Genomic DNA, 18907 nt, shown 5'->3' with positions numbered 1-18907 from the left:
GGTTTGATTAACGTGGCGCCTTTTGGATGCCGGGGCGGGGGGCGTTGCCCCCCACATCGCACCTGCGTTGCAGTTGCGATGCTCCCCCCAGGATATTTTGGGCAAGAAGAACTGTGGGGGGGCGTCTGAATGGCCTTGTCGCCGCTCAACCAGCGCCGGTGGCGCAATTTCCGCCGCAATCGGCGCGCGTTCTGGTCCCTGATCCTGTTTACGGTGGTGTTCGGGCTGAGCCTGTTTGCCGAGTTTCTGGCCAACGACAAGCCGATCCTCGTGCAGTATCGGGGCGAGTATTACACGCCGATCTTCAAGTTTTATCCGGAGACGGAGTTTGGTGGCGATTTCAGGACCGAAGCGATCTATCGCGATCCCGAAGTGCGCTGCCTGATTGCGTCGGGCGGGCTGGATGCCTGTTTTGACGATCCCGAAGGCGTGATTGAACAGGCGGCATCGGGCGAGGTGGATGGCCAGAAGATCGAGGCGGGCTGGGCCATCTGGCCGCCGATCCCGTACAGCTATGACACGCCCGTCGATCGGCCCGGCGCGGCGCCGCTGCCGCCCAATGCGCAGAACCTGCTGGGCACCGATAATACAAAGCGCGACGTGCTGGCGCGGGTGATTTACGGCTTCCGGCTTTCGGTTTTGTTTACCTTGATCGTGACCACTCTGGCGTCGATTGTCGGGATCGCGGCGGGGGCGGTGCAGGGATATTTCGGCGGCTGGCTGGACCTGACATTCCAGCGCTTTATCGAAATCTGGGCGGCGACACCGCAGCTTTATGTCATCATCATCCTGTTTGCGATCTTGCCGCGGGGTTTCTGGCTGCTGGTGGCGATTACGGTGCTGTTCGGCTGGATGGCGCTGGTGGGAGTCGTGCGGGCGGAGTTCCTGCGTGCCCGCAATCTGGAATATGTGCGCGCGGCCAAAGCCCTGGGCGTCAGCAATGGGCGGATCATGTTCCGGCACATGCTGCCCAACGCGATGGTGGCGACGCTGACCATGCTGCCTTTTGTCATCACCGGCACCATATCGCTGCTTGCGGGGCTGGATTTTCTGGGCTTTGGTCTACCGTCGTCGTCGCCCTCGCTGGGGGAGTTGACGCTTCAGGCAAAGAACAATCTTCAGGCGCCGTGGCTGGCGTTTACCGCGTTTTTCGCCTTTGCGATCATGCTGTCGCTGCTGGTTTTCATTTTCGAGGGCGTGCGTGATGCGTTCGACCCCAGAAAGACATTTCAATGAGCCTGCTGGAAGTTGAAAACCTGACCATCGGCTTTCGCCAGGATGGCCAGCGTGTGCAGGCGGTGCATGGCGTCAGCTTTACCGTCGACCGGGGCGAGACGGTCGCGCTGGTGGGCGAGTCTGGGTCGGGTAAGTCGGTCACTGCGCTGTCCACCGTGTCGCTTTTGGGCGATTCTGCCGAGGTGGGCGGGTCCGTACGCTATGACGGGCAGGAGATGATCGGCGCGTCCGGGCGGCTTTTGCGAAAAGTGCGGGGCAACGACATCAGCTTTATCTTTCAGGAGCCGATGACATCGCTGAACCCGCTGCACACGCTGGAGCGGCAGCTGGCGGAATCGCTGGAATTGCATCAGGGGCTGAAGGGTGGCGCGGCGCGGGCGCGGATTATCGAACTGCTGACCGAGGTGGGCATTCGCGACCCCGAAAGCCGTCTGGATGCCTATCCGCATCAGCTGTCTGGCGGGCAGCGGCAGCGCGTGATGATCGCGATGGCACTGGCCAACGGGCCCGATATCCTGATCGCGGACGAGCCGACGACGGCGCTGGACGTGACCATTCAGGCGCAGATCCTGGACCTGCTGGCCGAGCTGAAAAGCCGCGACATGGGCATGTTGTTCATCACCCATGACCTGACCATCGTGCGGCGCATTGCCGACAGGGTATGCGTGATGAAGGACGGCGTTATCGTCGAGGCCGGCCCGACGGCGGAGGTGTTTGGCAATCCGCAGCATGCCTATACCCGCAAACTGCTGAACGCGCAGGCCGTTGGGCGGCCTGATCCGGTGCCTCAGGACGCGCCGGTGATCGTGGAGACGGATGACTTGCGTGTCTGGTTTCCCATTCAGAAGGGATTCCTCAAAAAGACCGTTGGCCATGTGAAGGCGGTGAATGCGGCCAGCGTCACCGTGCGCGCGGGCGAAACGCTGGGGATCGTGGGAGAATCGGGGTCGGGAAAGACCACGCTGGCGCTGGCGATCATGCGCCTGATCCGGTCCGAGGGGCGCATTACCTTCGATGGCGAGGATGTCCGCAGCTGGTCGACGCGCGAATTGCGGCGCCGCCGGACCGACATGCAGATCGTGTTTCAGGATCCCTTTGGCAGCCTGTCACCGCGCATGACCTGCGCCGAGATCATATCGGAAGGGCTGGGCGTGCATGGCAATCCGGCGGGGCCGGGCGACAAACGGTCGGTGCGTGATCTGGTCGGCGATGTGATGGACGAGGTGGAACTGCCCCGCGCCGTCATGGATCGGTATCCGCACGAATTTTCCGGCGGGCAGCGCCAGCGGATCGCCATTGCGCGCGCGATGATCCTGCGCCCCAAGTTGCTGGTTCTGGATGAGCCGACCAGCGCGCTGGATATGACGGTACAGGTGCAAATCGTTGATTTGCTGCGCCGTTTGCAGGTGAAATACGGGCTGGCCTATCTGTTTATCAGCCACGATCTGACCGTGGTGCGCGCGATGAGCCACAAGATCGTCGTGATGAAACAGGGCGATGTGATCGAGGCCGGCAATGCCGAGGATCTGTTTGAGCGGCCCCGGACCGACTATGCCCGCAGCCTTCTGCGGGCGGCGCGTAACCCGGCCGGCTGACCTCTGGCATGTGCCGGGCGCAGGCATCAGTTGTCTTTCGCGCGGCAACAGCCTAAATTGGCCTTTTGAATTTTGATAAAACCGGTCTGAGCCGAGGGAAACGCGCGCGCATGTTTGCAGATCAGATACTTCAGATGCCGCAGGAATGCGGAAACTGCCCGATCCGGCACCGCGCTGTTTGCGCGCGCTGCGATCCGGACGAATTGGAACAACTCGACCGGATCAAATACAATCGCAGCTTTCAGGCCGGTCAGACGGTGATCTGGGCCGGGGACCGGATGGATTTTGTCGGATCGGTCATCTCGGGCATTGCCACGTTGACCCAGACGATGGAGGACGGGCGCACGCAGATGGTCGGCTTGCTTCTGCCCAGTGATTTCGTTGGGCGACCGGGCCGTAACGAGGCGCCATACAATGTGATCGCAACCAGCGATCTGGTGATGTGCTGTTTCCGCAAGCGCCCGTTCGAGCAGATCATTCACGACACACCGCGCATTTCCCAGCGGCTGCTGGAGATGACGCTGGACGAGCTGGACGCCGCCCGCGAATGGATGCTGGTGCTGGGCCGCAAGACGGCGCGGGAAAAGATCGCGTCGCTTCTGGCCATTATCGCCCGGCGCAGCGCGCTGTCGAAACTTTCGGGTTCGCAAGGCGAGGCGGTATTTGATCTGCCGCTGACGCGGGAGGCGATGTCGGACTATCTGGGCCTGACGCTGGAAACGGTCAGCCGCCAGATTTCTGCCCTGCGCCGTGACAACGTGATCACATTGCGCGGCAAGCGCCACGTCACGATCCCCGATTTCGCCCGCCTGCTGAACGAGGGCGGGAACGAGGGGCAGGCCCTGATATCGTAACGGCTGCTGCGGCGCGAAAGCTGGCATCCGGTCGGCCCTGTCAGTGCGACATGAACAGCGGCAGATGCGCATGTTCCAGCAGGTTGCGCGTCGCGCCGCCAAACATCGCCTCGCGCAGGCGCGAATGGCCGTAGGCGCCCAGCACCATCATATCTGCGTTCATATCAACCGAGTGGCGCAGCAGGACATCGGGCACGCGGGGCAGGGTGCGTGCCAGAACGTCGATTTCCACAGGCAGGCCGTGACGCGCCAGAAACTGTGATACGCGCCCGCCGGGATCAGACCGGTCAGGGCCTTGCACCGGCGGATCGACGATGACCACATGCACCTGTTTGGCCTGGGCGAGCAGCGGCAGGGCGGCGCGCACCGCGCTCATCGCCTCGAAGCTGTCATTCCAGGCGATCATGACACGCTCTGGCGCGGCGGGCATCGCGGTGCCCTCTGGTATGATCAGCGCGGGCAGGCGGCCATTGAACAGGCATGCCTCGGCGGCGGCCTCAACCTCGCCGCCGGCGCCCTGGCTGTAGGGCTGCGGCAGAACGGCCAGATCGGCAAACCGGGCTTCCGTGCCGATCCGTCTGCCCATGTCGGCCATCGGCGCGACCTCGATCTGGGTGCACCAGTGGATGCCACTGTTTTTCATATGATCTTCGGCAGCGCGTTGAATTTCGGCGGCGCGGTCCTGCGCGCGGGCAAGGCACTGCTCGACCAGGGCGGCCGAGGCGGAGGCGTGAAAATAGCCGATTTGCGACGCGTCTACGCCAATGCACATGATATCCAGATTGGCGTCATGCGCGCGGGCCAGACCCGTGGCTGCATCAAGCGCGGGCGCGATCAAAGCGGGATCGGTCAGCACCGTAAAGAGTGATTTGATTGGCATTCGGCTCTCCTTGCGGGGTATTGATGCGACGGGTGGCCGCGTTGCGCGCCGCACTGCGCTGTGCAAGTCTAGTGCATTGCGAGCATGCCAAACTTGATCCGCATCAAGTTCAGGATGAAGATCCGGCCCTTGATGCAGATCAAGGATTGGGCCAATCGGGCAGGCGATACGGTGCAAGTCTGGGCGCGTGCGTGTGATTCGCCGTCCGATTCGCGCGGACAAAGGGACGAAGGGACTAAAAATGACGAATTACATGAAGCTGATTGTGCTGGGAGTGATCGCTTTCCTGGCATTGATCGCGGCAAACTATGCTCGCGATCTGGCTTATCTGGTGAACGCGCTGACGGTCGCGCTGGCCGCCGGCGTGGCGTTTTTGTGGGTACTGCGCACCACGGACGAGCCGGTAGAGCAGGTCGATCTGTCGGGGCAATATATGGACGGCGTGATCCGCGCCGGGGCCATCGCGACCGCCCTTTGGGGTGTCGTCGGGTTTCTGGTGGGCACGTTCATCGCCTTCCAGCTGGCGTTTCCGTGGCTCAACTTTGAATTTTTGCAAGGCATCGGCAACTTTGGCCGTCTGCGCCCGCTGCACACCTCTGCGGTGATTTTCGCCTTTGGCGGCAACGCCCTGATCGCAACGTCCTTTTATGTTGTGCAGCGTACCAGCGCCGCGCGGCTGTGGGGCGGCAATCTGGCGTGGTTCGTCTTTTGGGGCTACCAGCTGTTCATCGTGCTGGCCGCCAGCGGCTATCTGCTGGGCGCGACCCAGTCCAAGGAATATGCCGAGCCGGAGTGGTATGTCGATATCCTGCTGACGGTGGTGTGGGTGTCCTACCTGGCCGTGTTCATGGGCACGATCATGAAGCGCCGCGAGCCGCATATCTATGTGGCAAACTGGTTCTACATGGCGTTCATCATCACCGTTGCCATGCTGCATCTGGTCAACAACATCTCGATCCCGGTCAGCATCTTTGGCTCCAAATCCGTGCAGCTGTTTTCGGGCGTGCAGGATGCGATGACGCAGTGGTGGTACGGCCATAACGCCGTCGGATTTTTCCTGACCGCCGGTTTCCTCGGGATGATGTACTACTTTGTGCCAAAGCAGGCCGAACGTCCCGTCTATTCCTACAAGCTGTCGATCATCCACTTCTGGGCGCTGATCTTCATTTATATCTGGGCCGGTCCGCACCACCTGCACTACACGGCGCTGCCTGACTGGGCGTCGACGCTGGGCATGGTCTTCTCGATCGTGCTGTGGATGCCTTCCTGGGGAGGTATGATCAACGGCCTGATGACGCTGTCGGGTGCCTGGGACAAGCTGCGCACAGATCCGATCATTCGCATGATGGTTATCTCGATCGGCTTTTACGGCATGTCCACGTTTGAGGGTCCGATGATGTCGATCCGTGCGGTCAACTCCCTGTCGCACTATACGGACTGGACCATTGGCCACGTGCATTCCGGCGCCCTTGGCTGGAACGGCATGATCACCTTTGGCGCGCTCTACTTCATGGTGCCGCGTCTTTGGAACCGCTCGGGCCTTTACTCCCTGCGGTTGGTCAGCTGGCACTTCTGGCTCGCGACCATCGGTATCATCCTTTATGCGGCGTCCATGTGGGTCAGCGGCATCATGGAAGGCCTGATGTGGCGCGAAGTGGATGCGAACGGCTTCCTCGTGAACAGCTTTGCGGACACGGTTGCTGCCAAATTCCCGATGAACGTTGTTCGCGGTCTGGGCGGTGTGCTGTTCCTCGCTGGCGGTATCGTGATGTGCTATAACCTTTACATGACCATTCGTCGGAGCCCGGCCGTTGAGGCCACCAACTCCGTCGTCGCGGCAGATTAGGAGGGGCTTTAAACATGGCACTTCTGGACAAACACAAGATCCTTGAACGTAACGTGACGCTTCTGGCCATCTTCGCCTTTCTGGTGGTCAGCGTCGGGGGCATCGTGCAGATTGCACCGCTTTTCTGGCTGGAGAATACCATCGAGGATGTAGAGGGCATGCGCCCCTACTCCCCGCTGGAGTTGACCGGGCGCGACATCTATGTGCGCGAGGGTTGCTACGTCTGCCACAGTCAGATGATCCGCCCCATGCGCGACGAGGTGGAGCGGTACGGCCACTACAGCCTGGCCGCCGAATCGCAGTATGACCACCCGTTCCAGTGGGGGTCCAAGCGGGCAGGGCCGGATCTGGCCCGTGTCGGCGGGCGCTACTCGGACGATTGGCATGTCGATCACCTGATGGACCCGCAATCGGTGGTGCCCGAGTCGCTGATGCCGAAATATGCGTTCCTTGCCGATCGCATGATCGACGGCGAATATGTGGGCGACCTGCTGAAAACCCACCGTTTTGTCGGCGTTCCCTACACCGACGAGATGATCGAGAATGCCTCGCTGGATTTCAGTGTGCAGGTCGATCCGTTCGGTGACTATGACGACATGCTTGAGCGGTATCCGGGCGCGCAGGTGCGCAACTTTGATGCGCAGCCGGGGATTTCGGAAATGGATGCGCTGATCGCGTATTTGCAGATGCTGGGCACGCTGGTCGATTTCTCGACCTTCACGCCAGTGGCCAGCCGGTAAGGGGGGCATATGGAATCCTACACGTTCCTGCGCGCCTTTGCCGACAGCTGGATGTTGATCGCGCTCTTTGCGTTCTTCATCGGCGTCTGCTTCTGGGTGTTCCGCCCCGGCGCGTCGAAAACATACGAATCGCCGGCCAACATCCCGTTCCGGCATGAAGACAAACCCGCGCCCCCGCGTGCGCAAGACCCCTCAAAGGAGGCGTGAGCGACATGGCAAAGCCACCGAAAAAAACAATCGAAGATCCCAAGACAACTGGCCACCAGTGGGACGGGATCGAAGAATTCGACAACCCGATGCCGCGCTGGTGGCTGTGGACCTTCTATGTCACGATCGTTTGGGCCATCGGGTATTCCATCGCCTATCCGGCATGGCCTGGGATCAAGTCGGCCACCACCGGCCTGATCGGATACTCCACCCGCGCCAACGTGGCCGAGGAGATTGCCCGCGTCGACGCCGCTAACGAGGCGATCAACGTGCGCCTTGCCTCGGCGGATCTGTCCAGCATCGCCACCGATCCCGAGCTGTCGGGTTATGCCACATCTGCCGGCGCTGCCGTGTTCAAGACATGGTGCGCCCAGTGCCATGGTTCGGGCGCGGCGGGGGCGGTCGGCTATCCCAACCTGCTGGACAATGACTGGCTGTGGGGCGGCGATATCGAAGCGATCCACACCACCATCGCCCATGGCATCCGCAACGAGGATGATCCCGATGCGCGCTATTCGCAGATGCCCGCCTATGGCGAAATTCTGGAGCGTGAGGAAATCGATCAGGTCGTGAACTATGTCATGTCCCTGTCGGAAGAGCCGCAGGACGCGACCAAGGTTGCGGCGGGCGAGGCGATTTTCATGGATAACTGCGCCGCTTGCCACATGGAAGACGGCACCGGCGACCGCGATCAGGGCGCACCGAACCTGACCGACGCGATCTGGCTATACGGCGGCGATTACGACACCATCAAGGCCACGGTTGAATACAGCCGGTTTGGCGTGATGCCCCCATGGACAGAACGTTTGAGCGAGGCACAGATTGCTGCTGTCGCGTCGTATGTTCACCAGCTTGGCGGCGGCGAGTAATCGCCGCACGCCCCCGGAACACCTGCTCGCCCCCAGGGCGGGCAGGTGGGCGCCGGCCTGGACCGCTTTGTTCGCGCGTCTCGGGCCAGGTCGGCGCCAATTCAGACCAAGGTCATTTCCATGACGACTTAAGGGCCCCAAGGGGCCCTTTTTGCTGTCTCTATGTCGTTTGGTGTGACTGTCAGGCGCGGCGCTGCGCCGTCTTTTCAGCATTGGGTTTGCTGGTTTCGCGGGCCGTTGCCTCTGCGCGGTGGGCGCGGGAGGCCTTGGGCTGCGGTGCGGGGTTGCGGGCAGCGGTCATGATAGATTTCGCAAAGATATTCAGCATGGTGCGTTCCTTCCGCAAGTTTGAGTTGCCCTATACATATGGGCCGCTCAGAGCTAGAATGCCAGTCTGAAACATTTCCGCATTGTAAGGTGGACTTACATATGGACTGGCAATCGCTTCCGCCCCTGACCGCACTGCGTGCCTTTGCCGCATTGGCGCAAGAAGGCTCTGCCAGTGCGGCGGGCGCACGGCTGAATGTAAGTCACGCCGCGATCAACCAGCAAATCAAACAGCTGGAGGCGCATATGGGGCTGGCCCTGACCCGGCGCGAGGGGCGCGGACTGGCCCTGACCGAGGAGGGGCAGCATCTGGCCGAGGCGCTGACCGAAGGGTTTGGCGCCATCGCGCAGCGGGTCGCGGCGCTGACCGGCGCGGACGCGCAGCGCCCGTTGCAGATATCGGTCACGCCGCAATTTGCGGCCAGCTGGCTGATGCCGCGACTGGGCGATTTTCAGGCGCTGCATCCGGGTGTTGATCTGATGGTACATCCCTCGCCGCAGCGGGCGGATCCATCGCCGGGAGGGGTCGATATTGCCATCCGCTTTGGTCTGGGCCAGTGGCCGGGGCTGGAGGCCGAGCTGCTGCTGCAAACCGAGATTGTGGTGGTCGCCGCCCCGTCACTGGTAGGCGACCGGCCGTTTTTGGAGCTTGAGGAGCTGCTGGAGTATCCGTGGCTCAGCGAATTGCACGCCAGTTTCGCGGCGGACTGGATGTTTCGCGGCGATCTGTCCACGCTGCGCGGCACGTCCGTCACGCAGGTGCCGGGCAACCTGATGCTGGACGGTGTGCGCGCCGGGCAGGGCATCGCGGTGCTGACCATGTCCTCGGTCGAGGCGGATGTTGCCGCCGGACGCTTGCGCGTGCTGTTCAGCGAAACCGGCGAAACAGGCTATTTCATCGTCACCCGGCCGGGTATCCTGCGCCCGCATGCCAAATCCTTTTTGCGGTGGTTGCGCGCCCAAAGGCCGCATGGCAACTCGGACGCGGCCGCGATATGAAAGGGTCTGCATTGCAACTGTTGATACAGGTCAATGCACCGCCTGCCCGCCGCGCGCACAACGCGCGGATCAATGACCCTCGGAGATCAGTCCCGTGACCGACACCCAGCCAGATACACCGCCCCCCAGCCTTTATGCCGCGCGCGAGCCGATATTCCCCAAGAAGGTCTATGGTAAATTCCGCAATCTGAAATGGATCATCCTGGCTGTGACGCTGGGCATTTACTATCTGTTTCCCTGGATACGCTGGGATCGCGGCCCCAACCTGCCCGATCAGGCGGTGCTGGTGGATCTGGCAAACCGGCGGTTCTATTTCTTCTGGATCGAAATCTGGCCGCATGAATTCTATTTCGTGGCCGGTTTGCTGGTGATGGCGGGTCTGGGTCTGTTCCTGTTCACCTCGGCGCTTGGCCGGGTCTGGTGCGGCTATGCCTGCCCGCAGACGGTGTGGACCGACCTGTTCATTCTGGTCGAGCGATGGATCGAGGGGGACCGCAACGCCCGTCTGCGCCTGCACCGGCAGGAAAAGATGGACGCGCGCAAACTGCGCCTGCGGCTGACCAAATGGCTGGTCTGGATGGTGATCGCGGTTGCCACGGGCGGCGCGTGGGTGTTCTATTTCACCGATGCGCCAACGCTGCTGGTCGATCTGTTCACGCTGAATGCGCACCCCATTGCCTACACGACCATTGCCATCCTGACCGCGACGACGTTCTTCTTTGGCGGCTTTGCGCGCGAGCAGATCTGCATCTATGCCTGCCCGTGGCCGCGTATCCAGTCGGCCATGCTGGACGAGGATACGCTGACCGTCGCCTACCGCGAATGGCGCGGGGAGCCGCGCGGCAAGGGGAATGTGCGCCGCCGCAGCACCGAAAGGGCCGTCGAGGCCGAGCAGATGAGCCGCGCCGCCGGACCGGGGCAGGCAACCTATGCGCCCACACCCTATCCGGGCCTGCCCACGGGTATTCAGGGGGTTACGGATGGCCCCGGCGATTGCATCGATTGCATGGCCTGCGTCAACGTGTGCCCGATGGGCATCGACATCCGCGATGGCCAGCAGATGGAATGCATCACCTGCGCGCTGTGCATCGACGCCTGCGACGAAATCATGGACAAGATCGGCAAGCCGCGTGGCCTGATTGATTACATGGCCCTGACCGACGAGCAGAGCGAGCGGGAGGGCAACCCGCCCAAACCGATCATCAAGCACATCCTGCGCCCCCGCACGATCCTTTATACGGCGCTGTGGGCCGGTGTGGGCTTTGCCTTGGTCTTTGCGCTGTTCATCCGGCAGGATATCGAACTGACGGTGGCGCCGGTGCGCAACCCGACCTTCGTGACCATGTCCGATGGCACGATCCGCAACACCTATGAGGTGCGTTTGCTGAACAAACATGGCGAGGCACGCGATTTCAAGCTGACCGTGACCGACGCGCCCAACGTCACCTTGTTCGTCGAAGGTGAAAGGGGCGCCTATGTCACGGCGCCGGCCAACGCCACCATGAACCAGCGGGTCTATTTGCAAGCTGCGCCCGGCACACCCGAGGCGACAGCCGAACGGACAGACGTGCGTATCTGGGTCGAGGACCGCTTGAGCGGCGAGCGTGCCTACAAGGACACCACATTCAACGGAAGGGGCCGATAATGTCCGAGGGCAAGATCACCGGGCGGCACGTTCTGATTGGCTTTGTCGGCGCATTCGGCGTCATCATCAGCGTCAATCTGTTTCTGGCCTATAGCGCCGTCAGCACCTTTCCGGGGCTGGAGGTTGCCAATTCCTATGTCGCCAGCCAGCAGTTCGACGAACGGCGCGACGCGCAGGAGGCGCTGGGCTGGACAGTAGATGCCAGCCATCAGGACGGCGTTCTGACCCTTGCCATCACCGGCGCGTCAGGCGCGCCGGTCGAGGTGGCTCAGCTGGATGCGGTGCTGGGCCGCGCGACGCATGTGCGCGATGATATGGCGCCCGATTTCACCTATGACGGCACCGCTTATACGGCGCCTGTGGATCTGGCACCGGGCAACTGGAACATCCGCATGGAGGCTGTGGCCGCTGACGGCACCCAGTTTCAGCAGCGCGTGGTGCTGCGCAAGCAATGACAACCGCCATGCGTCCTTCGTTTTCAGCCTGCCCCGCCTGCGCTGCGGGGCCTGCTGCGTCTGATCTGGCCGGATCGGGCCGCGCGGCGCAGGACGGTGATGCGCGCCTGATGCTGTCGGTGCCGGGTGTGCATTGCGCCGCCTGCATCACCAAGGTCGAACGCGGGCTGATGGCCCATCCCCGCGTCAGCGCCGCGCGCGTCAACCTGACGCTGCGGCGGGCCAGTATCACCGCCGCGCCGGACGTGGACGTGTCCGAGATGATCGCGCTGGTCGAGGCGCTGGGATACGAGGCGCACGAGCTGGACGCCGCCGCCCTGCGCGCCACCGCGACGGACAGGGCCGGGCGCGAATTGCTGATGCGGCTGGCGGTTGCGGGCTTTGCCAGCATGAACGTCATGCTGTTGTCGGTCGCTGTCTGGTCCGGCGCCGCCGATGCGACGCGCGATATGTTCCACTGGATTTCGGCGGCCATCGCACTGCCGACCATCGCGTTTTCGGGCCAGCCGTTTTTCCGTAACGCGTGGCACGCGCTGCGCGGCGGGCGGCTGAACATGGATGTGCCGATCACGCTGGCCATTTTGCTGGCCGTCGGCACATCGCTGTGGGAAACCGCGCTCAGCGGGCATCACGCCTATTTCGACGCCGCGCTGACGCTGGTGTTTTTCCTATTGGCCGGCCGCTATCTGGACCATCGCACCCGCGCCATTGCCCGCTCTGCCGCCGAGGAGCTGACGGCGCTGGAGGTGCCGCGCGCGTGGCGGCTGGAGGGGGACACCGAAACGCAGGTGGCGGTGGCAGAGCTGCGGCTGGGGGATCTGATCCGGGTGCGCCCCGGCGGGCGGATGCCCGTCGATGGCGTGATCGAGGAGGGCACCTCCGAGCTGGATCGCTCGCTGCTGACCGGGGAAACGACGCCGGTTTTCGCCGCGCCGGGCCAGCAGGTTTCGGCGGGCGAGATGAACCTGACCGGCCCGCTTACCTTGCGCGCAACCGCCGTAGGCGCCGACACATCCCTGCACCGCATGGCGGATCTGGTCGCAATGGCCGAGGCGGGCCGCGCCAATTACACGTCGCTGGCCGACCGCGCGGCCAAGCTTTACGCGCCCGGCGTGCATATCCTGTCGGCGCTGGCGTTCCTTGGCTGGCTGATCGGCACCGGCGACATGCGCACGGCACTGAACATCGCCGCCGCCGTGCTGATCATCACCTGCCCCTGCGCGCTGGGTCTGGCGGTGCCAGCGGTGACGACAGCCGCCAGCGGGCGACTGTTCAAACGCGGCATGCTGATCAAACACGCCACCGCGCTGGAGCGTCTGGCCGAGGTTGATACGGTCGTATTCGACAAGACCGGCACGCTGACCACCGGCACCCCTACGCTTGAGACGCCGGAGGCGCTGGACCCCGGTGCGCTGGCGGTTGCAATGGCGCTGGCGGGCGGATCGTCCCATCCGCTGAGCCGGGCGATTGTTGTGGGCGCTGAGGCCGCGGGCATCACCCCGGCAGAGGTGTCGGAGATCCGCGAAGTGCCGGGCTACGGCACCGAAGGCATCTGGCAAGGCAGCCGCGTACGGCTTGGCCGGGCCAGCTGGACCGGGGCCGATGCGCTGGCGCAGACGGCGACATATTTGCAAATGGGGCAGGGCGCCCCACTGGCCCTGACCTTTGCCGACACGCTGCGCACCGGCGCCGCCGAGGCGGTAGATGCGCTGAAGGCCGCGGGCAAGCATGTGGTGCTGATCTCTGGCGACAGCGCCCCCGCCGTTGAGGCCATGGCCCTGCGCCTGGGAATCCCTGAATGGCTGGCCGAGGCGCTGCCCGAGGACAAGGCGAACCGGATTGCGGCAATGACGGACGAGGGCCGCAAGGTGCTGATGGTGGGTGACGGGCTGAACGACACCGCCGCGCTGAGCGCCGCGCATGTATCCATCTCGCCTGCCAGCGCGCTGGATGCAGCGCGCGCGGCGTCCGACATCGTGCTGCTGGGCGCGGACCTGTCACCCATCGCAGATGCCTGCGCCATCGCACAAAGCGCCACCCGCCGTATCCGCGAGAATTTCCGCATCGCCACGTTTTACAATATCATCGCCGTGCCGCTGGCGGTTGCCGGTCTGGCCACACCGCTGATCGCGGCGCTGGCGATGTCCACCAGTTCGATCGTGGTGTCGTTGAACGCGCTGCGACTGAAGGGACGCACATGAATATTCTGGTCTATCTCATACCAATCTCGCTGCTACTGGGCGGTGTCGGACTGGCGGGCTTTGTCTATACGCTGCGCAGCAATCAGTATGACGACCCCGAAGGCGACAGCCGCCGCATCCTGTCCGATGAGTGGGACGACCACCCCAAACCATAGCAGCGCAGACCAGTGCCCAGACGGACATCGGGCGCGGGAGTGTTCCCCGCGCCCGATGTCCGTTTCGCCCTGCTGATTTGAGGATCTTAACCCGGCTCAATCATGAAGCAGGTCATCTGGCGCGATTGCAGCCTGCGGCAGGCCAGATCGGCGGTTTCCCGTGTCAGACCCATGAAGTTGGCGTCATATCCACCTGACCGGTTCACGACCTTGCGCAGCGATCCGTCCAGCGTGCTCATCTCGCTGAGGGCGGTTTTCAGCAATACTTTCTGCGCTTTGTACTGGCTGCCATAGCGCCCGACATTGATACCCCAGTTGCGGCCGCCCGAGGTGGAGATGCGCGTGACGACCTCCTGCACCGGATCCTCTGCCGGAGCCTGAAGGCTGGCAAGGGTCAGGTCGCTGGGCCGGCGCACCGGTTTGACGGATGCGGGCACGCGGGACGGCGCAGGGGCGGCTGCTGCCACCTGCACCAGCGTTTCAGGTGCTGCCGCGGCAGGCTGCGCCGGCTTGACAGGGGGCGCGACGGGCTGGACGGCGGCCACTTCCACGCTTTGCGCGGCCATCAGGGCCTTTTGAATATCGTCCTGTGATGCGACAAGCACCGGAATATCTGGCGCCGCAGGCGCCGGACGCGATTTTGGCCGCAGGCTGACCTTGACGGCGGCGGCGGCGGTCAGACGGACGGTCTTGCCGGCGACGCCCTGCTCTTCGTTGTCTCCGGCGACGCGAATCACCTTGGCGCTGCCGCTGCCCATATATTTCGGCTTGCGGGGCTGGTTGACGGCGACCCGCGTGGGGGCCTGCCGGAATCCCAGATCCAACAGCTCGGCAACCCGCGCATTACGCGTCGCGGTAGACCGGCCACCGAAAACCGTTGCGATGATCCGCTCGCCGCCCCGCTCGGCGCTGGCGACCAGATTGAAACCGGCCGCGCGGGTGTAGCCTGTCTTGATCCCGTCGGCGCCCTGATAGGCGCGCAGAAGCTTGCGGTTGGTATGGTAGACTTTGCCAACCCCGGCATCGGCCGTAATCCGCGAAAACAGGTTATAGTAGCCCGGATAGTCGTAGAAAACGTGCCGGCCCAGAATTGTCATGTCATGTGCGGTGGACAGATGTCCCTCTTCGGTCAGCCCGTGGGCGTTGCGAAAGGTGGTCCGCGTCATGCCAAGCGCCTGCGCCGTGCGGTTCATCCGGCGGGCAAAAGCGGCCTCCGATCCCTCGATCGCCTCGCCAATTGCCGTGGCGGCGTCATTGGCCGATTTTACGGCGGCGGCGCGAATCAGGTAGCGCAGTTTGATGCGCTGGCCTGACTTCAGGCCCAGTTTGCTGGGCGGCTCGCTCGCCGCGTTGCGCGAAATGACCACTTCGTCATCCAGCCCAATCTCGCCATGTTCGATTGCCTCAAAGGCAATATAAAGTGTCATCATTTTTGTCAGGGACGCCGGGTGCAAGCGCGCGTTCGCATTTTCCGAATGCAGCACTTTACCGGATCTCGCGTCCACGACATATGCTGCATAAGGTGCCGCCGCCGCGCTCAGCGGGACGATCACGAACATCCAGACTGTGGCACACACCCACAGCGTCAGCCGCATGGACTGTCTGTTCCGAGTTTTCATGGAACTACTCTTTTTTACTGCCTCGCGCCGCCGAATTGTTTCGACTGACTTTATTTGTCGAGGTAAAGTATCACATGATTTGTTCCAAATAAAGTATTCAATTCGCTCATGTTTCTGAACGACGGCAAGGTATTGATCCCATATGTTGGGGATTTTCGCGTGGCGCCCACTACACAGGCCAATGTGGCGAAAATGTGTTCAATCCGTCGGGCGGCGTTCTGCCATCCCGGCCACCTCTGCGTGGCGCGGGCAGCAGGTCAGGTGATCGTTGACCAGTCCGCATGCTTCCATGAACGCGTAAACGATGGTCGGACCGCAAAATTTGAATCCTCGCCGCTTCAGGTCCTTTGAGATCAGCGTCGATAGTGGCGTGTGCGGCGGCACATCTGATTGCCGGTCCCATGTATTCTGCACGGGCGCGCCCCCGACAAAATCCCAAAGATACGTGTCAAAGCCTTGGTGCGCCTCGATACTCTGCCAAGCCTGCGCATTGCTGATGGTCGCCTCGATTTTGCCGCGGTGGCGGATAATACCGGGATTTGCCAGCAGGCGATCGACGTCCGCCGCACCCCAGTCTGCGATGATATGGGGGTCAAATCCGGCGAACGCCTCGCGGAAATTGTCCCGCTTTTTCAGGATTGTGATCCAGCTCAGACCGGCCTGAAACCCGTCTAGAATCAGCTTCTCCCACAGTGCGCGACTGTCCCATTCGGGCACACCCCATTCGGTGTCATGATAGGCGATGTAGATGTCTTCGGGCCCCGCCCAGTCGCACCGTCTGCACATTTTTAGACATACTCCATCAATTCAAATTTTCACTTTAAGCTTTCCTTAGCTCATACGGCGCAAATTGGGCGATAACCAAATCGGAGCGACCCATGACAGACCACCGGAAGGCGAAATGGGCGGATGTGCCGGCAGGCCACCAGGACCCGTTGTCATTCGCAATCTCCGCGCGCGATCAGTCCACCATCGCGATGGTGGAGGATGCGGTGCGCCATAAACAGGTGATGCTTGCCTATCAGCCGGTCGTTCCGGCGGGGCAGGTGGACCGCGTCGCATTTTACGAAGGGTTGATTCGCGTTCTGGACAGTAGCGGCAGGATTATCCCGGCCAAGGAGTTCATCGGCGCGATCGAAACAACGGAAACAGGGCGCGTCGTCGACTGCCTTGCACTGGAAAAGGGGCTGCGCACCCTGTCGATGCACAGCGCGCTTCGTCTGTCGATTAACATGTCCGCCCGGTCCATCGGCTATGGCCGCTGGATGCGCACCCTGAAACGGGGGCTGGACGCGGATCCGACGGTGGGTGAGCGGCTGATTCTGGAGATCACCGAAAGTTCGGCAATGTTGGTGCCGGAACTGGTGACTGGCTTCATGTCAGATCTGTCGCAGCGCGGCATCAGCTTTGCCTTGGATGATTTCGGCGCCGGATTTACGTCTTTTCGGTATCTCAAGGATTTCTATTTCGACATTCTCAAGATCGACGGTCAGTTTATCCGGGGCATTGCCCAAAACGCAGATAATCAGGTGCTGACAAATGCGTTGGCCACCATTGCGCGGCAATTCGACATGTTCACAGTCGCCGAAAGCGTCGAGCGCGCAGATGATGCGGCGTATCTGACAGCCATAGGAATCGACTGCCTGCAGGGGTATTTTTATGGCGCCCCCACGGTCAAGCCCGCCTGGCAGATGCCGGACAAACGGCGTGCATCTGCGTGAACGGCGCAAAGCGCGAGGCACGCCACCGTCCCGGTTGCTGCATTCATTCGCATCCGCTATTCATTTGGGGAGCGGGCAGGGGTGGCGCCGACGGATAGGTCGGGGCACCGGTGCCTGAAAACCTGTTGGAGGATTTCAATTGACCAATGTCGTTATCGCATCAGCCGCACGCACTGCTGTCGGCTCTTTCGGGGGGGCGTTTGCAAATACGCCCGCACATGATCTGGGGGCTGCCGTCCTCGAAGCGGTCGTCGCCCGCGCAGGCATCGACAAGGCCGAAGTGTCCGAGACGATCCTTGGTCAGGTTCTGACGGCAGCGCAGGGACAAAACCCCGCGCGCCAGGCGCATATAAACGCCGGCCTGCCGCAGGAAAGCGCCGCTTGGAGCATCAATCAGGTGTGTGGTTCCGGTCTTCGGGCGGTTTCGCTGGGCGCGCAGCATATTCAGCTGGGCGACGCTGCAATCATCTGTGCCGGCGGCCAGGAAAACATGACACTCAGCCCCCACGCCGCGCATCTGCGCGCCGGTCATAAGATGGGCGACGTGTCGATGATCGATACGATGATCCGCGACGGCTTGTGGGACGCGTTCAACGGCTATCACATGGGGCAAACCGCTGAAAATGTGGCCGAGCAGTGGTCAATCAGCCGCGAGATGCAGGATGAGTTTGCCCTGGCGAGCCAGAACAAGGCGGAAGAGGCGCAAAACGCAGGGCGCTTTGATGACGAAATTGTCCCGTTCAGCGTCAAGTCCCGCAAGGGCGAGGCGATTATCGACAAGGATGAATATATCCGTCACGGCGCGGTGATTGAGGCCATGCAGAAAATGCGCCCCGCGTTTACCAAGGATGGCACCGTCACCGCCGCCAATGCCAGCGGCATAAATGACGGGGCGGCGGCGACCCTCTTGATGAGTGCGGAAAACGCCGAGAAACGCGGTATTGAGCCTTTGGCGCGGATCGCCAGCTATGCAACCGCGGGTCTGGATCCGTCAATCATGGGCGCCGGTCCCATCTATGCCAGCCAGAAAGCGCTTGAGAAAGCGGGCTGGAAAGTGGGCGATCTGGATCTGATCGAAGCGAATGAAGCCTTCGCCGCTCAGGCCTGTGCGGTCAACAAGGAAATGGGATGGGATCCGGCCATCGTGAACGTGAATGGTGGCGCCATTGCAATCGGCCACCCCATCGGCGCCTCTGGCTGCCGCGTTCTGAATACGCTGCTGTTTGAAATGAAACGCCGCGGCGCCAAGCGGGGTTTGGCAACATTGTGCATCGGCGGCGGTATGGGCGTAGCCATGTGCTTGGAGCGCAGCTGATTGCGAGCGGCCAGTGTTGAGCCGCACGTTTTCCTGCCTTGATATCTGACAGGTAGAGGACAGGCCTCAACGGCCCGCTTGATAGGCGGACACATCAGCCAAAAGGCGGCCCTGCTTTGCGGGCCGCTTTTTTCACATTTATCCATCCGTCTTGATATCGTGGCGTCGCGTCCCGTATCGGGCCAAATTGAGCCCACGGTTGCATTTGCGCAAATGGAGAAGGGAGCGCTTTGATATGGTGAC

General features: G+C 62.3%; 18 protein-coding genes. 14 read left to right on the top strand and 4 right to left on the bottom strand.

The genetic code is table 11. The features are described 5' to 3' along the window. The first annotated feature begins 129 nt into the window (after window positions 1-129). The 3 genes from DQ230_RS10260 to fnrL all read left to right on the top strand — a co-directional run bounded on the left by DQ230_RS10260 (window position 130) and on the right by fnrL (window position 3685). Window positions 130-1236 (top strand): ABC transporter permease, encoded by a 1107-nt coding sequence (locus tag DQ230_RS10260; protein WP_113912505.1) that lies wholly within the window; start codon window positions 130-132, stop codon window positions 1234-1236. Beyond that, on the top strand, window positions 1233-2831 hold the full coding sequence (locus DQ230_RS10255; protein ID WP_113912504.1) for an ABC transporter ATP-binding protein: 1599 nt from the start codon (window positions 1233-1235) through the stop codon (window positions 2829-2831). The genes DQ230_RS10260 and DQ230_RS10255 overlap by 4 nt, the downstream gene beginning before the upstream one ends. 110 nt (window positions 2832-2941) lie before the next feature. After that, window positions 2942-3685: a transcriptional regulator FnrL gene (gene fnrL / locus DQ230_RS10250; RefSeq protein WP_113912503.1), complete on the top strand. Its 744-nt coding sequence runs from the start codon at window positions 2942-2944 to the stop codon at window positions 3683-3685. Between the two features lie 40 nt (window positions 3686-3725). On the opposite strand, the gene DQ230_RS10245 is transcribed toward fnrL, so the two are convergent. Further along, window positions 3726-4565 (bottom strand): universal stress protein, encoded by an 840-nt coding sequence (locus DQ230_RS10245; protein WP_113912502.1) that lies wholly within the window; start codon window positions 4563-4565, stop codon window positions 3726-3728. Window positions 4566-4806: 241 nt separating this feature from the next. Here DQ230_RS10245 and ccoN point away from each other — a divergent pair, with 241 nt between their 5' ends. From ccoN to ccoP, 4 genes are read left to right on the top strand one after another with little or no spacing between them, the layout of a single operon-like run. Beyond that, on the top strand, window positions 4807-6411 hold the full coding sequence (ccoN, locus tag DQ230_RS10240) for a cytochrome-c oxidase, cbb3-type subunit I (RefSeq protein WP_113912501.1): 1605 nt from the start codon (window positions 4807-4809) through the stop codon (window positions 6409-6411). A gap of 14 nt (window positions 6412-6425) precedes the next feature. Beyond that, on the top strand, window positions 6426-7151 hold the full coding sequence (gene ccoO, locus DQ230_RS10235) for a cytochrome-c oxidase, cbb3-type subunit II (RefSeq protein WP_113912500.1): 726 nt from the start codon (window positions 6426-6428) through the stop codon (window positions 7149-7151). A 9-nt stretch (window positions 7152-7160) separates the two neighbouring features. Beyond that, window positions 7161-7358: a cbb3-type cytochrome c oxidase subunit 3 gene (locus DQ230_RS10230; protein ID WP_113912499.1), complete on the top strand. Its 198-nt coding sequence runs from the start codon at window positions 7161-7163 to the stop codon at window positions 7356-7358. A 5-nt stretch (window positions 7359-7363) separates the two neighbouring features. Next, window positions 7364-8227: a cytochrome-c oxidase, cbb3-type subunit III gene (gene ccoP / locus DQ230_RS10225; protein ID WP_113912498.1), complete on the top strand. Its 864-nt coding sequence runs from the start codon at window positions 7364-7366 to the stop codon at window positions 8225-8227. A gap of 181 nt (window positions 8228-8408) precedes the next feature. Here the strand turns inward: ccoP and DQ230_RS17105 are convergent, their stop codons facing one another. After that, window positions 8409-8555: a hypothetical protein gene (locus tag DQ230_RS17105; RefSeq protein ID WP_162497418.1), complete on the bottom strand. Its 147-nt coding sequence runs from the start codon at window positions 8553-8555 to the stop codon at window positions 8409-8411. 101 nt (window positions 8556-8656) lie between these two features. Here DQ230_RS17105 and DQ230_RS10220 point away from each other — a divergent pair, with 101 nt between their 5' ends. The 5 genes from DQ230_RS10220 (at window position 8657) to ccoS (ending at window position 14009) form a co-directional block, all read left to right on the top strand. Beyond that, window positions 8657-9553, top strand: a complete 897-nt coding sequence (locus DQ230_RS10220) for a LysR family transcriptional regulator (protein WP_113912497.1) — start codon at window positions 8657-8659, stop codon at window positions 9551-9553. 94 nt (window positions 9554-9647) lie between these two features. Continuing rightward, the gene (gene ccoG, locus DQ230_RS10215) at window positions 9648-11198 is read left to right on the top strand and encodes a cytochrome c oxidase accessory protein CcoG (protein ID WP_113912496.1); all 1551 of its coding nucleotides are present in this window, start codon (window positions 9648-9650) and stop codon (window positions 11196-11198) included. Next, on the top strand, window positions 11198-11653 hold the full coding sequence (locus tag DQ230_RS10210) for a FixH family protein (protein ID WP_203228046.1): 456 nt from the start codon (window positions 11198-11200) through the stop codon (window positions 11651-11653). The genes ccoG and DQ230_RS10210 overlap by 1 nt, the downstream gene beginning before the upstream one ends. After that, window positions 11650-13854 (top strand): heavy metal translocating P-type ATPase, encoded by a 2205-nt coding sequence (locus DQ230_RS10205; RefSeq protein WP_113912494.1) that lies wholly within the window; start codon window positions 11650-11652, stop codon window positions 13852-13854. The genes DQ230_RS10210 and DQ230_RS10205 overlap by 4 nt, the downstream gene beginning before the upstream one ends. After that, on the top strand, window positions 13851-14009 hold the full coding sequence (gene ccoS, locus DQ230_RS10200) for a cbb3-type cytochrome oxidase assembly protein CcoS (RefSeq protein WP_113912493.1): 159 nt from the start codon (window positions 13851-13853) through the stop codon (window positions 14007-14009). The genes DQ230_RS10205 and ccoS overlap by 4 nt, the downstream gene beginning before the upstream one ends. An 86-nt stretch (window positions 14010-14095) precedes the next feature. Here ccoS and DQ230_RS10195 read toward each other — a convergent pair whose 3' ends face one another. Together DQ230_RS10195 and DQ230_RS10190 are read right to left on the bottom strand one after the other, a co-directional pair. Continuing rightward, window positions 14096-15628: a D-alanyl-D-alanine carboxypeptidase family protein gene (locus DQ230_RS10195; RefSeq protein ID WP_420820888.1), complete on the bottom strand. Its 1533-nt coding sequence runs from the start codon at window positions 15626-15628 to the stop codon at window positions 14096-14098. A 198-nt stretch (window positions 15629-15826) separates the two neighbouring features. Beyond that, complete coding sequence (locus DQ230_RS10190; RefSeq protein WP_113912492.1) at window positions 15827-16414, bottom strand: DNA-3-methyladenine glycosylase I; 588 nt, start codon at window positions 16412-16414, stop codon at window positions 15827-15829. A gap of 92 nt (window positions 16415-16506) precedes the next feature. Here DQ230_RS10190 and DQ230_RS10185 point away from each other — a divergent pair, with 92 nt between their 5' ends. Then, entirely contained in the window at window positions 16507-17349 is an 843-nt protein-coding gene (locus DQ230_RS10185; RefSeq protein ID WP_113912491.1) for an EAL domain-containing protein, read from the top strand. A 139-nt stretch (window positions 17350-17488) separates the two neighbouring features. Continuing rightward, entirely contained in the window at window positions 17489-18664 is a 1176-nt protein-coding gene (locus tag DQ230_RS10180) for an acetyl-CoA C-acetyltransferase (protein ID WP_113912490.1), read from the top strand. Window positions 18665-18907: the final 243 nt, after the last annotated feature.

It is taken from the genome of Roseovarius dicentrarchi (genome assembly GCF_003316635.1).
In the GTDB taxonomy this organism is placed as follows: Bacteria; Pseudomonadota; Alphaproteobacteria; order Rhodobacterales; family Rhodobacteraceae; genus Roseovarius; species Roseovarius dicentrarchi.
The sequence above is the reverse complement of the archived record's forward strand: the minus strand, read 5'-3'. Positions and strand labels throughout refer to the sequence as shown.

Excerpts from the sequence above, each read along its gene's own strand:
- DQ230_RS10190 (WP_113912492.1), bottom strand. The coding sequence starts at position 16,414 with ATGTGCAGACGGTGCGACTGGGCGGGGCCCGAAGACATCTACATCGCC.
- DQ230_RS10185 (WP_113912491.1), top strand. The coding sequence starts at position 16,507 with ATGACAGACCACCGGAAGGCGAAATGGGCGGATGTGCCGGCAGGCCAC.
- DQ230_RS17105 (WP_162497418.1), bottom strand. The coding sequence starts at position 8,555 with ATGCTGAATATCTTTGCGAAATCTATCATGACCGCTGCCCGCAACCCC.
- DQ230_RS10220 (WP_113912497.1), top strand. The coding sequence starts at position 8,657 with ATGGACTGGCAATCGCTTCCGCCCCTGACCGCACTGCGTGCCTTTGCC.
- fnrL (WP_113912503.1), top strand. The coding sequence starts at position 2,942 with ATGTTTGCAGATCAGATACTTCAGATGCCGCAGGAATGCGGAAACTGC.
- DQ230_RS10230 (WP_113912499.1), top strand. The coding sequence starts at position 7,161 with ATGGAATCCTACACGTTCCTGCGCGCCTTTGCCGACAGCTGGATGTTG.
- DQ230_RS10260 (WP_113912505.1), top strand. The coding sequence starts at position 130 with ATGGCCTTGTCGCCGCTCAACCAGCGCCGGTGGCGCAATTTCCGCCGC.
- ccoO (WP_113912500.1), top strand. The coding sequence starts at position 6,426 with ATGGCACTTCTGGACAAACACAAGATCCTTGAACGTAACGTGACGCTT.
- ccoP (WP_113912498.1), top strand. The coding sequence starts at position 7,364 with ATGGCAAAGCCACCGAAAAAAACAATCGAAGATCCCAAGACAACTGGC.
- ccoN (WP_113912501.1), top strand. The coding sequence starts at position 4,807 with ATGACGAATTACATGAAGCTGATTGTGCTGGGAGTGATCGCTTTCCTG.
- DQ230_RS10195 (WP_420820888.1), bottom strand. The coding sequence starts at position 15,628 with ATGAAAACTCGGAACAGACAGTCCATGCGGCTGACGCTGTGGGTGTGT.
- DQ230_RS10245 (WP_113912502.1), bottom strand. The coding sequence starts at position 4,565 with ATGCCAATCAAATCACTCTTTACGGTGCTGACCGATCCCGCTTTGATC.
- DQ230_RS10255 (WP_113912504.1), top strand. The coding sequence starts at position 1,233 with ATGAGCCTGCTGGAAGTTGAAAACCTGACCATCGGCTTTCGCCAGGAT.
- DQ230_RS10210 (WP_203228046.1), top strand. The coding sequence starts at position 11,198 with ATGTCCGAGGGCAAGATCACCGGGCGGCACGTTCTGATTGGCTTTGTC.
- ccoS (WP_113912493.1), top strand. The coding sequence starts at position 13,851 with ATGAATATTCTGGTCTATCTCATACCAATCTCGCTGCTACTGGGCGGT.
- DQ230_RS10205 (WP_113912494.1), top strand. The coding sequence starts at position 11,650 with ATGACAACCGCCATGCGTCCTTCGTTTTCAGCCTGCCCCGCCTGCGCT.